Origin of the sequence: Pseudoselenomonas ruminantium, assembly GCF_900104055.1 — a bacterium.
Classification (GTDB): domain Bacteria; phylum Bacillota; class Negativicutes; order Selenomonadales; family Selenomonadaceae; genus Selenomonas_A; species Selenomonas_A ruminantium_C.
This window is the reverse complement of record NZ_FNJQ01000035.1, coordinates 17,861-30,843: the sequence shown is the minus strand read 5'-3', so window position 1 is coordinate 30,843 and position 12,983 is coordinate 17,861. Positions and strand designations below refer to the sequence as shown.

Sequence of the window (12,983 nt, the reverse complement as noted above, 5' to 3'; positions counted from 1 at the left end):
CAAAAGCAAGCTTTCAATCGTCTCGTTCGACTTGCATGTGTTAAGCACGCCGCCAGCGTTCGTCCTGAGCCAGGATCAAACTCTCCATAAAAGTAATTTTATGAAAAGCCGATTAGGCTCTCAATTATCTATTAAAGAAATTGCCGATTGCTATGTTGTTCATACCAATCGATGTTTGATAAGAAACTTAAAAGTTTCTTTAACATCTGGCTTTAATCATGTTGCATGATTATTTGCATTGTTTAGTTTTCAAAGAACAATCTGTTTTGTCGTTATCGGCTCTCGCTTCAAGCGACTCATTTATCTTATCACCATCAGACCAGCTTGTCAACAACTTTTTTGAAGTTTTTTTCGAAGCTTTTCGGTTTCTCTCAGCGGCCTGCCATTCAAGGCTTGCTCAGCTGTTTCGTTGCCGTGTCTGTCAGCGACTTGTATTATATTACACGAGTCGGAGAGATATGTCAACACCTTTTTTGAAAAAGTTTGGTTGTACTGCAAAATCATGAAAACTCATCACAGCCTGGCTGTGGGGGCATATCCTACCTTCTGCTTTACACAAGACTAACGCTTTATCTTGGCGGCGGTGCTTGCTTTTTGTCCGCAACACGCTGCCGTCAGGCTGGCTCCTGAAAGAAAAAAGCTGGACGCAATGCTGAAGGCCGCGACGTGGTGACCGGAGCATGTCGCTAAGTCAACGGCATTTTCGAGGGAGTCATTTAGTGCAAGGACAAAAAGCAAGCACCGCCGCCACTCATACTAACCGACCTTGGCGCGAATCCAGTTGAACGTGGGATTATCTGTAGACGCAAAAAAGGCACTGCCTTTCAGCAATGCCTATCATTTCATAATGGCGGAGTGTGAGAGATTCGAACTCTCGATACAGCGTTCACCGTATACACGCTTTCCAGGCGTGCTCCTTCAACCACTCGGACAACACTCCGTGTGCTCTCAAAACGAAAGCTATTCAGTTCGTCGCTTGCGTTTCCCGCCTGCAACGATAATTAGTTTAGCATCATAGCAACCATCTGTCAAGCACTTTTTTATATTTTTTTCAAATTATCTCAGGAACACCACATTCGTAGCATCCAGGAAGTGGGTAGCACCATTCTCGATCAGGACACGATTGGCATCTGCCAGCGACAGTACCGGCGTGCCACCATGATTCTCCACGGCTACAGCCCGTACCACCAGCGGATGGCTGCCTGCACGCTCTGCACCGGCCATATCCCGGGCATAAGAAGCCATGCCTTTTTCGATCACCTTATCATAGTCCAGATTCTTATAACCATAAATCGGGCTGCCGTTGGCGTTTTTGATAACCGGGCTCATGACCGGCTTCAGGCCTAAACCGCGGCAATCTACCACCAGGCCGGTAAACGTTCCGATTGCCTTGCCATCCGGAGCTGCTGCTGCCGAAGAGCTGGTCCAGCCGCCATCGTCATGGGTTTCCACCGGAGCCGGCAGTACATCGGGGACCTGTGCCGGGAACGCTTCTACTCGTGCAGGGCGCTCAATCACAGCACTAGCCAGTGACGATACACCAAACAGAGGCACTTCCATGGTCACCTCATAGCCACCATCGCTGGTACGGCCTTCCGATACGATGCGGGCACCACGAATCGTCGCCTGCACCTTTGTCTTGACTACATCACTCTGCACAGCAGCCATGTCAACGGTAGTTTCCGCATTGACGTTGACACCGCCCACATACTCAGCCAGCTGACGATAGGCGTCCGTGATCGCTGCCCGTCTGGCCATCATGCGCGCCTGGGCAATCGTGCGTGCTCCAGCTGGAGCCACACCGCCGCCTGTAGCACGAATCACATTGCTGTTCCAGTCCACGTGTTCTGCCGCCAATACGGAAGCCATAGAAGCTACGAGCATAGCCACTACCAACCCCATCAGGCCCATTGCTTTTGCTAATCTGTTCATCACAATCCCTCACTTTGCAAAACGATTTTCCTACTACAAATTTTATCATTTTTCAGCGCAGATGGAAATCATTTACGCTGTTTTTCTATCCGTAATATCGCATTGAAAGATTAAAATTTCATTGAAATCAGATTAAATTTTGATTAAATTTGCTTAGGTCAACGGCTTTTTTTCTTTTTGTCGTTGTTTTCCTCAGCTTTAGCCTCTTTTTCCGCCTTCTTCAGCTCCGGATTCTTCAAATGGGCAATCTTCTTCTTCACATCGTCCGTGACCTTTGCCTTTTTCAGCCGCTCTGTACGGTCCATGATCTCATCGATATGGGCATAAGCATACTTCAGGATGGTCCGATAGAAAATGCCATCCACGTCCTTTTCCGACAAGTCCGCAATCTTCACAGCCTTATCGCCGGTAGTCACCGAAAGCACGCCCCACTCGGAGTCCAGATCTTCATGCTTATAGACCGTCACTGTGCCCTTCTCCAAGTCAAAGCGCAGGTATTCCGCTGTTCCCACCAGGTCATTGTAACCTTCCATCGGAAGCATCTTCCAACGGCGTTTGGCCTGTACATCCTGAATCTGCACCAGATCATAAGTCTTCAGCACGGGCACCAGCATGATATTGGCGTCCAGTTTCCCCTGACTGTCCTGCCCAAAATACATCTGTTGCTTATTGAAGAAATAATTCTGACGGGAAGTAGACTGCACCCACTGATAGATCTCCGGTGAAATCACCTCTTCAGCACTGCCCTGTGGCTGAGCCACGAAAAGCATTGCTGCCGCCAAAAGGCCTGCGCCCCATCTCATTTTCATAGATAATCCCCCTACGTCTTTATTCTATAACGAATCTATTCTACACCTCTTTGCTGAAAAAACGCTGAAACACGCATCATCAATCATCCTGCTCCTTATAGAGCTCATCCAGTTCATAAGGAGTTTCCTGATAAACATAGTAGTTCAGCCAGTTAGCAAACAACAGATGGGCCACGCTGCGCCAGCGTACAATGGGTGGCTGCGCGGGATCATCATTCGGGTAATAGTTCTGCGGGATATTGGGATTCATGCCAGCCTTGAAGTCGCGATCGTACTCCTGCTTGAGCGTTGTTGGATCATACTCTGCATGACCGGTGATAAAGAACTGCCTTTTTTCCAGATTGGCAATGATATAGGGACCGGCAGCGCCTTCTGCTTCAGCCAGGATGGTGAGCTCAGGGACCTTCAGGATGTCTTCCTTGTGCTCCTCCGTATGACGGGAATGCGGCACATAAAAGATATCATCGAAGCCGCGCAGCAATTTTTCATGTTCCACGCACAGATGATGAGGGAACACGCCAAAGATCTTTTCCGGTACCTGATACTTCGGAATGCCATAATGGTAGTAAAGACCAGCCTGAGCTCCCCAGCAGATATGGAAGGTCGAATAGACATGTTTCTTGCTCCATTCCATGATCTCTGAGATCTCGTCCCAATAGGCGACCTCCTCAAAAGCCATGTTTTCCACAGGAGCACCGGTGATGATCATGCCATCATACTTCTTGTGCCGCACTTCATCGAAGGTGCCATAGAACTGGGCCAGATAATCCATGGGCGTATGGCTGGGCGTATAACTCTCGGTGTAGATGAAATCCACTTCCACCTGCAGCGGCGTATTGCCGAGAAGACGCAGGAGCTGGGTTTCCGTAATGTATTTGATCGGCATCAGGTTGAGGATGAGGATCTTCAACGGACGGATATCCTGGCTGTACGCCCGGTCCGCGTCCATCACGAAGATATTTTCCCCTTCCAGGATATGTGTTGCAGGCAGTGCATTGGGTATCTTAATTGGCATCGAATCTCCCCTTAATCCAAACCATAGCGGTGTACCCAGGCGCTATGGTTTTCCACATAATTTCTCAGTTCAATGATATAACGGTATTCCTCACTGGCCCGGCTGACCATGCGATACTGGCCATCAATGGCAGCGTCCAGAGACTTCCAGCCATCCTTCGGCGTCCAGTATTTGCCCGCAATGGCTTTTTCCGTAGCCTGTGGCAGATTGACTGCTACCTTGAGGAATTTGATTTCCATGACCTGACCATTGGCATCTTTGACTTCCTGCCACTGCCAGAAGACCAGATTGCTCCCCTGCATGCGCATGGTAGACGTATCTGCCTTGATATGGGTGTAGATACCCTCCGGGGAAGTGGAATCAAACACCGTCAGCCAGCGGTTCTTGGCCTTGACACGTTCCATTTCCTTGCTCTGATGGAATGCCTGGTCAATGGCAGCCGCATAAAAGGCCTCATTGAACTGCTGAGAATTGATTTCCCGCTCCTTGGCCGCCGGATTGGCTTCCGACCAAATCACATCCCCGTTGGCATTGTAGAAATGCTCGGCTACGCACTGCACCGTGCGATACTGCGGCTTAATCACCAGCTGCGCCGTACTGAAGGAAAGCTGGGACGGATCCGGGAATTTCTCACTGAGGCCATAAGCCGCCAGGGTTTCCTGCGCACCGCCATAGCTATAGGCTGTTTTGGTCCAGACCTGTACTTCCGTGGGGACCTTCCCCCGGGCTGTTTCCACCGTACGTGTCACCACCACGGATTCCGGATCGAAATACTTGCTGTAATTGTCATCCGAAGCCAGCCAATACCACTGCTCCTTGGCAGGCTTTTCCTTCGCCGCCTTGTTTTCTGTTGCTGCTGCCTGATGCTCGAAATCGATCTGCACTGCCTGGGCAGGTTGGGGATTCCCCATGATAAAGGAGCCTGCCAGCAGGCTCAGTCCGATCAATTGATACATTCGTTTATCCATAGTGTTCACCTCATGTTTAATCTCCTGTATTTTCAAACTTACTTCTCATTTTAACGTATTTTTATCCATTGGGCAATGATACCTTGTCCAAAATCCCCAGCAAGGCCGCAATAGCCAGGCCATAGTTCGTCATGGGCACTTGCTGTTCCTGACACTGCTGGACGCGGCTCAGCACGTACTTGCGGTTGAACATGCAGGCCCCGCAATGGATCACGAGATCATACCCTGTCAGATCAGCGGGAAAATCCTTGCCTGACACGATATCCACGGACAAGTCAGCCCCCAGTTGCTTACGCAGCAGCCGCGGCAGCTTCACCCGGCCAATATCTTCCTGCAGAGGCTTGTGCGTGCAGGCCTCGGCAATCAGGATATGCGCAGATGCAGTCAAGTGCAGCAAGACCTCTGCCCCCGTCAGGAAATACGCAATATCCCCCTTAAAGGCCGCAAAGAGCACCGAGAAAGAAGTCAGCTTCGTCCGGGCCGGCTTCAACGGATATACGGCCTTAAAGGCCTGCGAATCCGTGATGATAAGCTGGGGCGGTTCCTTCAGCCGCGCCAAGGTATCCGCCAGCCTGTCTGTCGTGCAGCACAAGGCCTGACAGCCCTTGTCCAGCAGTTCCCGCAAGGTCTGTACCTGCGGCAGGATCAGCCGCCCCTTGGGCGCCTGGATATCCTGTGGCATGACCAATAGCACCAGATCTCCAGCCTGGCAGAGCTCCCCCGTAATGGATGGCTGCTCGAAATCTTCCGGCAAAGCCCGGATAAGTTCCTGCCGCACGCGGTCCAGTCCTGGCCTGTCGCCGGCACTGACCAGCAATGGTTTCTCACCAGCCGCCTGCTCCACTGCCGCCTGCAAATCCCGGCCGCCATCAGGCAGCTCATCGGTGCGGCTGATCAGCAGGATCACCGGTGTCTTCTGCCGCCGGAAAACTTCCAGCCAGGCCAGTTCCTCTGCCATGTCCAATCCACTGAACAACAGCAAAGCAATGTCCGTCTCCCGGGCCGCCCGCTCCGTTTTCTCCACTCGGAGCTTTCCCAGTGTCCCTTCATCGTCGAACCCCGCCGTATCGATGAAGACCACCGGCCCGATACCATGCAGTTCCATGGCCTTATACACGGGATCGGTCGTTGTCCCCGGTACCTCTGATACCGTAGCCACCGACTGCCCGGTCAAAGCATTGATCAGCGAGGACTTCCCCGCATTGCGGCGGCCAAACAGGCCGATGTGCAAGCGATTGCCCCGGGTTGTATCGTTAAGACTCAATTGCAAAATCTCCCTTCTAACCTCATCCGCCCCAGCAGGAAGGCCTGTCAAACCTCCCTGCTGTCATATGTAATCAGTATAGCACAATCCCTCATAAATATGATACACTGATAAAGAACAAACACAAAGGAGCAACTACCCATGAGCAACTATGCAAATTTCCAAGTGGGCGAGAAATTCCCTCTGCCCATCAAAAACCAGCAGGACGGCGGCCTGTTCCAGATTGATGCCAACGGCTGCATGTTCATCCTGCAGCTGTCACGTCACGACATCATTGCTGCCGAGGCCTTCCGCACGGGCAAGATGGAGCTGGCCCTCTACGAGCAGGACGGCCTTTTATTCTTCCTCTACCAGATTGACGGCATCTTCAAGGAAGGCTGGGGCGACGCCCCCTTCTCGCTCTCAGGCATGAAGCCGGAACTTCTCCCCACGGAAAAGAGTATGGCCGACCATACCCTGCACCTCTATCTTGTAGACACTACGCTGCAGATTCTGCTGGCCCAGCGCGATGTGACCATTCCAGCAGATTTTATGGAACTCCTGAAAAAGCATGTGGCAGCACAAAAAGCTTCTCCTATGGACAACACCGCTTTTGCGCTGGCTGTCCAGACCCTCTGGGCACAAAAAAGCCCCGCGCAGATGCGCGAGGCAGCCAGTGCTGTCATAGAGGTTCCTCTGGATATCCCCCTGCCACCCTCCAAACAAAAACTCAATTAATTCCAGACAAAAAATAATGGGCACTTCCCGCTTAGCAAGGAGTGCCCTTTTTCCATATTTCCATCATGCGACCCCAGCAGTCACACCATCAATTCCACGGCTATCGAGCCATTCAGCTACTACCTGGCGTTCAGCAGACTTGCGGCCCATCTGAACAAGGTCGACCATGTCCTGTCCACCTGCATAAGCTTTGAAGTCTCTATGACCCATGAGCTTTGCGGCTTTGGTGAACTGTTTGACGCGGACAGGGATAAAAACTTCTTCCATCCATTGCGAACAAATTTGTACTTTCATGATCTATCTCTCCTTGTATCAAAAACTCATGACTTCTTACTGGCTTATGATGGATTATCCATCCACGGCATCCGTTGCCAGCTGTCACTGCAAGTACACTCCCCTGTACTTTGCTTCCAGAGGTTTTTCTTACAAGGTATATCGATAGTTTTTGAAAATACTTAAGGTTTTTTGATGAAAATATGGAAAAATTTTCAGATACTTTTCAGTTCTGCATATAAGCTACGTTTACTGATTCATATTCATTGTACACCAGCCGCCTTATTATGTCAATATCTTTTAAAGATATTTTATTATCTGAAGATTATGCAGTCATTCTCACCTACATCGTCAGCCTGACGAAAAAAGCCTTCCCCGCAAGGGAAGGCTTTCGCACGTTATTCCAAAGGTACGACTTCACGCTGGCGCTGAGTGAAACGGATCGTTTCCTTATAGCCATAGGAACGGGCATAGTTGACCGCCTCATCATGGTAAGCACCGCAATCTTCCGGCTTATGGGCATCGGAAGTGATGATGACCGGCAATCCTTCCTGCGAGGCCACTCCCATGAATTTATAGTAAGGCGTGATCTCGGCAATCGGATAACGATAGAACGTTCCCGTGTTGATATCCACCACCATATTGGCCTTCTTGAGCGCTGCCACCGCCCGGATCAGATACGGGGTTGCGTCAAATTCGGGAATATAGTGGAACAAGCGGATGTTGTAAGGATGTCCCAGCACATCATAGAGGCCGGAAGCGGCCAGCTTCTCAATCTCCTGCGTATATTCCTCATACACATCATTGAGGTCTTCCTTGTCCCACTGCGCCATGATCTCTGCAGAATCATAGGCCCAGCCGTTCAGGAAGTGCACGGAGCCAATCACATAGTCGAACTTGTAATCCTTCAGGATATCCCGCACGGCATCCTGATTCTGGAAATTGCAGACCTCAATGCCCGTCTTGACCTTGTGTTTCTGTTTGAGCTTCGCCATAAAGGCAAAGTATTCATCCAGTGTATATTTGAACTTGTTGGTCTTGAGCCATTTTTTCTGGAACTGGCCGATGAAGGAATCATCCAGAATCAAATCATCGTAATAAAGCTGCTCAAATTCGGGGAAGGTATGGGAGTGCTCGGAAATGCCGATCTCATCGAGCCCCAGCAAACCTGCCTGATGGAAGAAACCTTCCACCCACTCCTCATCATAGGAGCCCTTCTCAAAATGCATATGATAATCTGCTCGCATAACTGCCTCCCCCTCAGCCGCACAGGCCGTCGTCAATCAGTTTCTGGATGCCCTGCAGTACACCGTGTTCTTTGTTGCTGGCCGTTTGAAACCGCGCCAGCTCCTTGATCTTCGGATGGGCGTTTTCCATGGCAAAGCTATAGTAAACGGAGCTCATCATCTCCGCATCGTTCATGTAATCGCCAAAAGCCGCGCATTCCATCGGCGTGATATGCAATTTCTTCTGCACCTGCTGGATGGCAATGCCCTTGTTGATGTCAAACCGCATCATGTCCACCCAATAGTCACTGGAGGTCGCCACCTGAAAAGGACCGCGATAACACTTGAGATACGGATAGATCCGCTCACCAGCCCGGCCCCGTTCATCAAAGAAGGATGCCTTGATCATCTCATCATCGATTTCCGCAAAACTATCCACAACCTGCGTATGCGTATAATACTTGCGCAGTTCCGCCGCAAAGGTCTCATTCATCTTGGGGCGCAGCACATAGGCATCCTGCTTGCCGCAGAAAACCTCGTAAACACCCGGAATGTCCTGCGTTGCCTGCAAGGCTTTCTCCCCCAGGCTCCGGCGCATGACACTGGAAAAAACTTCCTTGCCCTGGAAACGTACCATGGTGCCGTTTTCTGCGAGGAACAGGAACTCATCCTCGTACCCCTTGAAGGTTTCCAGCAAAGAATAATACTGCCGCCCGGAACACGGTGCAAAGAGCACGCCCCGCTCCCGGAGCTGACGGATAATATCGTCAAAACCTGCCGGCAACTGGCCGTTCTCATCCAAAAGCGTACCATCCATATCCGACATAATGAGTTTGATCATGCCAAGACTCCTCTCATTGGAATTATTCATCTTGGCTTCTATTGTATCATGAAATCCCACGCTAACAAATACCTTATTGAATATTGACAGCTATGATATAAATTCATTGACGCTGTTGCATTTTTCTGATATCATTAGGTTAGGAGTATTATACCTTTCCGAAAGGAGGAGGCTTGACATGGATGTAAAAAATGTTGATTTGTTGCTGCCACACCGGCACGAAGCAGATCTGAAGAGTCAGCGGAACAGATTACTCAGCATCATCAATGTGGTCCAAACGGAAAACGAAAATGCCAGCAAAGGCTTGCCGCCACTGCACACGCTATTATCCCGGCTCGATGCCCTGCAGGGTTCACAGGAATTGGAATCCTATAGCTGGCCAACCTCCCCCGCTTTTGATGTGGATATCAGACGTGAGGATGAGTTCGCGCCATATGCTCAGGACGCATACGTCCTGGATCTGAGGCACTACGCTTGATCATTTCCCCTTCCCTTTTATCGGGAAGGGGATTTTTTATGATAATTTTTCTCTCCCCCCTATAGCAAAAGTTATATATTTGCGTTATAATAGTTTACATATTTACATAGGTTTTCTGCCCAACGCACAAATAGGAGGAACGCCATGAGCAAAAAATATTTCCCTTTGTCCACTGAGAGATTACACGAAGTAATCCAGAAATTTCCTACGCCTTTCCATATATACGAAGAAAAAGCTATCCGCGAGAATATACGCGCCCTGAAAGATGCCTTCAGCTGGGCGCCAGCTTTCCATGAGCAGTTCGCCGTCAAAGCCCTGCCCAATCCCCGTATCGTGCAGATCCTCCATGAAGAAGGCGCCGGCACGGACTGCAGCAGCCTGGCCGAGCTCCTGATTTCCGAAGCAGCCGGCCTCAAAGGCGAAGAAATCCTCCTGACCTCCAACGATACCCCCGCCGATGAATTCCAGAAAGCCGTGGAGCTCGGGGCCATCATCAACCTCGACGACATCACCCATCTGGACTTTTTGGAAGAACATGCAGGCCTGCCGCAGGTGCTCTGCTTCCGTTATAATCCTGGTGACGAGGTGGAGGGCAACGATATCATCGGCCAGCCCACGGAAGCAAAGTACGGCCTGACGCATGAGCAGATGCTTGAAGGCTACCGCCGCGCCAAAGAAAAGGGCGTCAAGCGCTTCGGCCTGCATACTATGGTGGCCTCCAACGAGCGCCGCACCGAAGCCTTCCTGCTCACCGCCCGGCTGATGTTTGAACTGGCCGTAGAACTCAAGGAAAAACTCGATATTGCCGTGGAGTTCGTAAACCTCGGTGGCGGTTTTGGCATTCCCTACCGCCCCGAAGAAGAACCACTGAACCTCAAGGAAATCGGCGAAGGCATCCATCAGCTCTACAATGAGATGATGGTCCCACATGGCCTTGATAAGACTGCCATTATGACCGAAAGCGGCCGCGCCATGACCGGTCCTGCCGGCTGGCTCGTCTCCACGGCCATCCATGAGAAACATACCTACAAGAACTATATTGGCCTTGACTCCTGCATGGCCAACCTTATGCGCCCAGCTCTCTATGGTGCTTATCACCATATCACGGTGGCCGGCAAGGAAGACGCCCCCTGCGACCATGTCTATGATGTGACCGGCTCCCTCTGCGAGAACAACGATAAGTTTGCCATCAACCGCGAGCTGCCGGAAATCAATATCGGCGATATCGTGATCATCCACGACACCGGTGCGCATGGCAGCGCCATGGGCTTCAACTACAACGGCAAACTCTGGTGCGCAGAGCTGCTGCTGCGGGAGGACGGTTCCATCGAACTCATCCGTCGCGCCCAGACCATCGACGACTACTTCGCAACGCTAAAGTATCCCGGCTCCCTGCTTTAAACCTACAATCTTATAAAATGTACAAAGAGGTACTGCTTGACAAAGTGTAGTGACCCCATAAAGTTAGACCTTAACGGTAGTAGCAATTATATGCTGCTACCGTTTTTTTATGCTGCAGCATGACGTAAACGGTAATTCTAATACGAATTTCGGCTCCCCATCCACCAGATCAAAAGCCTTGTGCAGATACTCGATCGCAACCCCCATAATCGCACCCCCAAAAAGAAAAAGACGCAAAGCAATGAAATGCTTTGCGCCTTTGCAAATCCTTATCTTTAAGATGTTCCCATTATAACCTGCTGCCCACACAATCACAATGGGCATAGTGCCCGTTTCTCAAGAATAAAAGTGTGCACTATGCCCATTATATATCTATTCACTGAAAACCACGCAGTTCCGTCCGTCCTTCTTCGCCTGATACAAGGCATCATCTGCCCGCTTGAACAGGGTATCGGTAGTATCAGTTTCCACCTGCCATAAGGTTGCACCAATGCTGCAGGTGAGCTTATGCCCAGCCAAAGGCACGGCAGCTACCTGTTCACATATCTTTTCGGCCAGGGCCAACAGGCCAGCCTGTTCCGTGATATCCGTCAGGATCAGGAATTCCTCACCGCCCCAACGGACGCAGGCCTGTTCTTTGGCCAGATGTGTCCTCACCAATGTGGCAAAAGCCCGCAGCACGGCATCGCCGGTATCGTGACCGTATGTATCGTTGATTTTCTTGAAAAAATCGATATCCAGCATCAACATACCGAAAGGCTGACCGGTCTTCCTGGCCCCGGCAATAGCATCCGCCAGCAATTCCTTGAGCTTGCTGCGGTTCCAGCAGCCCGTGAGCGCATCGGTCTCGGATTTTTTCTGCATCAATGCCGCCTTATGCTCCAGCTTCACCGTACTGCGCAGGAGATCTTCTTCATGGCGCACCTGTTCCCGCAGGATGGCTACGACAAAATGCAGGAATGCATAGATTCCCAAAGGTGTCAGGTACATATGCCAGGGCAGCAGATAAAAATGCCCCCCTACGCCATCAATGACGCCCAGCAGCGTAAAGACCACGACGGGCAGCAGCACGGACCGGCACAGGGTATCGCCTTCCCTGGCCGCACGCACGCACCAATACACCACGACACTTTCCCCGATTGCCAGCATGGGATAATAAAGGCTCATCATTGCGTTCATCGTATGCAGGCCCATGATTTCCCCAGTCATCGCTACCACAAAGAGCAGCCCATTCATCCAGAGCACGATATCCATGCGAGCATAGGGCTTCCCCTTCAACAGCTCGCGGGGGATGAGGTTGGCTGCCAGCGGCAGTAGATAAGCCAGGATACTCAGGGAATACCACCAAAGCCGGGGATAATCCCAGAAGAGCGTCTTTACATTGGACACGCAGAACAGCCACAGGCAGAAGGCCACCATGAACAGGATGATATAACCATAGAGCCTCCGCCAACCCTGAGGATTGAAGCGGTAATAGAGGACCATGATGAAGATGATGGCTATGCCCACAGGAATGGCCATCACCAAGGGGATGTCGGAATAGAAGAAGCGGGCCATCTGCATCTGTTCCGTGTCCAGAGAAAACATGCCAAACCAACCCAGATGGGTAGGTGAATCGGAATACATCTCCACCACCAACTGCGTTTCCCCTTCAAACGCGGGCAACGCCACCATATAAGGCTGAGAACCTTCATCATAGCGCTGAGGATAGAATCTGCCCCGGCTGAAGAACAGTTCATCCCCGAGCCACATGCGCACGGCTTGTTTTGTAGTCATGAAGAGCAGGACATTCTTCTGTGGATCCTGGCCAGACACCTTGACGGTCAGCAGGATATGCTGGTACTTGCCGCTGAGCGGCGGCCTGTTATCCATGTCAAACAGGGGCCAGTCCTCTGAATTCTCCCGTACCAGGGCTGGCACGTTCACGCCGCCATTTTCCGTCTCATTGGTTTCCATATAGCGCCAGGGGCCTTCCAGCACTGCCGCCTCCCCGCAATGGCCCACACTCAGGCAGAGAATAAGCAGAACTGCATATAGGAATTGTCTCATTCTGCTCATC

12 protein-coding genes, 1 tRNA gene and 1 rRNA gene are annotated in these 12,983 nt (G+C 51.1%); 3 read left to right on the top strand and 11 right to left on the bottom strand.

Translation table 11 applies throughout. The features are described from left to right. The 7 genes from BLQ59_RS12955 to hydF all read right to left on the bottom strand — a co-directional run. A 16S ribosomal RNA gene (locus tag BLQ59_RS12955) occupies positions 1–91 on the bottom strand; the annotation flags it as partial. 757 nt (positions 92–848) lie between these two features. Then, positions 849–940, bottom strand: a tRNA-Ser gene (locus tag BLQ59_RS12950). Between the two features lie 116 nt (positions 941–1,056). Next, positions 1,057–1,932: an LPP20 family lipoprotein gene (locus BLQ59_RS12945; RefSeq protein ID WP_074573275.1), complete on the bottom strand. Its 876-nt coding sequence runs from the start codon at positions 1,930–1,932 to the stop codon at positions 1,057–1,059. A 158-nt stretch (positions 1,933–2,090) separates the two neighbouring features. Further along, positions 2,091–2,741: a hypothetical protein gene (locus BLQ59_RS12940; protein ID WP_074573274.1), complete on the bottom strand. Its 651-nt coding sequence runs from the start codon at positions 2,739–2,741 to the stop codon at positions 2,091–2,093. A gap of 79 nt (positions 2,742–2,820) precedes the next feature. After that, a complete protein-coding gene (gene metA / locus BLQ59_RS12935; protein ID WP_074573273.1) occupies positions 2,821–3,756 on the bottom strand; it encodes a homoserine O-acetyltransferase MetA in 936 nt (311 codons plus the stop codon). Positions 3,757–3,767: 11 nt separating this feature from the next. After that, positions 3,768–4,724 (bottom strand): hypothetical protein, encoded by a 957-nt coding sequence (locus BLQ59_RS12930; protein WP_256324682.1) that lies wholly within the window; start codon positions 4,722–4,724, stop codon positions 3,768–3,770. Positions 4,725–4,785: 61 nt separating this feature from the next. Next, positions 4,786–5,988 carry a [FeFe] hydrogenase H-cluster maturation GTPase HydF gene (gene hydF / locus BLQ59_RS12925; RefSeq protein ID WP_074573272.1) on the bottom strand — a complete coding sequence of 401 codons (1,203 nt, stop codon included), beginning with the start codon at positions 5,986–5,988 and terminating at the stop codon, positions 4,786–4,788. Between the two features lie 141 nt (positions 5,989–6,129). On the opposite strand from hydF, the gene BLQ59_RS12920 reads away from it, so the two are divergent. Beyond that, the gene (locus BLQ59_RS12920) at positions 6,130–6,705 is read left to right on the top strand and encodes a hypothetical protein (protein ID WP_074573271.1); all 576 of its coding nucleotides are present in this window, start codon (positions 6,130–6,132) and stop codon (positions 6,703–6,705) included. 63 nt (positions 6,706–6,768) lie between these two features. Here the strand turns inward: BLQ59_RS12920 and BLQ59_RS12915 are convergent, their stop codons facing one another. The 3 genes from BLQ59_RS12915 to BLQ59_RS12905 all read right to left on the bottom strand — a co-directional run bounded on the left by BLQ59_RS12915 (position 6,769) and on the right by BLQ59_RS12905 (position 9,045). Further along, complete coding sequence (locus BLQ59_RS12915; RefSeq protein WP_074573270.1) at positions 6,769–6,999, bottom strand: hypothetical protein; 231 nt, start codon at positions 6,997–6,999, stop codon at positions 6,769–6,771. A 377-nt stretch (positions 7,000–7,376) separates the two neighbouring features. Next, positions 7,377–8,225 carry a PHP domain-containing protein gene (locus tag BLQ59_RS12910; RefSeq protein WP_074573269.1) on the bottom strand — a complete coding sequence of 283 codons (849 nt, stop codon included), beginning with the start codon at positions 8,223–8,225 and terminating at the stop codon, positions 7,377–7,379. 13 nt (positions 8,226–8,238) lie between these two features. Then, positions 8,239–9,045, bottom strand: a complete 807-nt coding sequence (locus BLQ59_RS12905; RefSeq protein WP_074573268.1) for an HAD family hydrolase — start codon at positions 9,043–9,045, stop codon at positions 8,239–8,241. A gap of 178 nt (positions 9,046–9,223) precedes the next feature. Here BLQ59_RS12905 and BLQ59_RS12900 point away from each other — a divergent pair, with 178 nt between their 5' ends. Then, positions 9,224–9,523: a hypothetical protein gene (locus BLQ59_RS12900; protein WP_074573267.1), complete on the top strand. Its 300-nt coding sequence runs from the start codon at positions 9,224–9,226 to the stop codon at positions 9,521–9,523. A 144-nt stretch (positions 9,524–9,667) separates the two neighbouring features. Next, a complete protein-coding gene (locus tag BLQ59_RS12895; RefSeq protein WP_074573266.1) occupies positions 9,668–10,924 on the top strand; it encodes a diaminopimelate decarboxylase family protein in 1,257 nt (418 codons plus the stop codon). A gap of 372 nt (positions 10,925–11,296) precedes the next feature. Here the strand turns inward: BLQ59_RS12895 and BLQ59_RS12885 are convergent, their stop codons facing one another. Then, a complete protein-coding gene (locus tag BLQ59_RS12885) occupies positions 11,297–12,973 on the bottom strand; it encodes a GGDEF domain-containing protein (protein ID WP_074573264.1) in 1,677 nt (558 codons plus the stop codon). Between the last annotated feature and the right edge of the window lie 10 nt (positions 12,974–12,983).

What these genes read in the sequence shown, in the direction of transcription:
- BLQ59_RS12915 (WP_074573270.1), bottom strand. Translation starts at nt 6,999, where the DNA reads ATGAAAGTACAAATTTGTTCGCAATGGATGGAAGAAGTTTTTATCCCT.
- BLQ59_RS12920 (WP_074573271.1), top strand. Translation starts at nt 6,130, where the DNA reads ATGAGCAACTATGCAAATTTCCAAGTGGGCGAGAAATTCCCTCTGCCC.
- BLQ59_RS12895 (WP_074573266.1), top strand. Translation starts at nt 9,668, where the DNA reads ATGAGCAAAAAATATTTCCCTTTGTCCACTGAGAGATTACACGAAGTA.
- BLQ59_RS12885 (WP_074573264.1), bottom strand. Translation starts at nt 12,973, where the DNA reads ATGAGACAATTCCTATATGCAGTTCTGCTTATTCTCTGCCTGAGTGTG.
- BLQ59_RS12940 (WP_074573274.1), bottom strand. Translation starts at nt 2,741, where the DNA reads ATGAAAATGAGATGGGGCGCAGGCCTTTTGGCGGCAGCAATGCTTTTC.
- metA (WP_074573273.1), bottom strand. Translation starts at nt 3,756, where the DNA reads ATGCCAATTAAGATACCCAATGCACTGCCTGCAACACATATCCTGGAA.
- BLQ59_RS12910 (WP_074573269.1), bottom strand. Translation starts at nt 8,225, where the DNA reads ATGCGAGCAGATTATCATATGCATTTTGAGAAGGGCTCCTATGATGAG.
- BLQ59_RS12900 (WP_074573267.1), top strand. Translation starts at nt 9,224, where the DNA reads ATGGATGTAAAAAATGTTGATTTGTTGCTGCCACACCGGCACGAAGCA.
- BLQ59_RS12930 (WP_256324682.1), bottom strand. Translation starts at nt 4,724, where the DNA reads ATGGATAAACGAATGTATCAATTGATCGGACTGAGCCTGCTGGCAGGC.
- BLQ59_RS12905 (WP_074573268.1), bottom strand. Translation starts at nt 9,045, where the DNA reads ATGATCAAACTCATTATGTCGGATATGGATGGTACGCTTTTGGATGAG.
- BLQ59_RS12945 (WP_074573275.1), bottom strand. Translation starts at nt 1,932, where the DNA reads ATGAACAGATTAGCAAAAGCAATGGGCCTGATGGGGTTGGTAGTGGCT.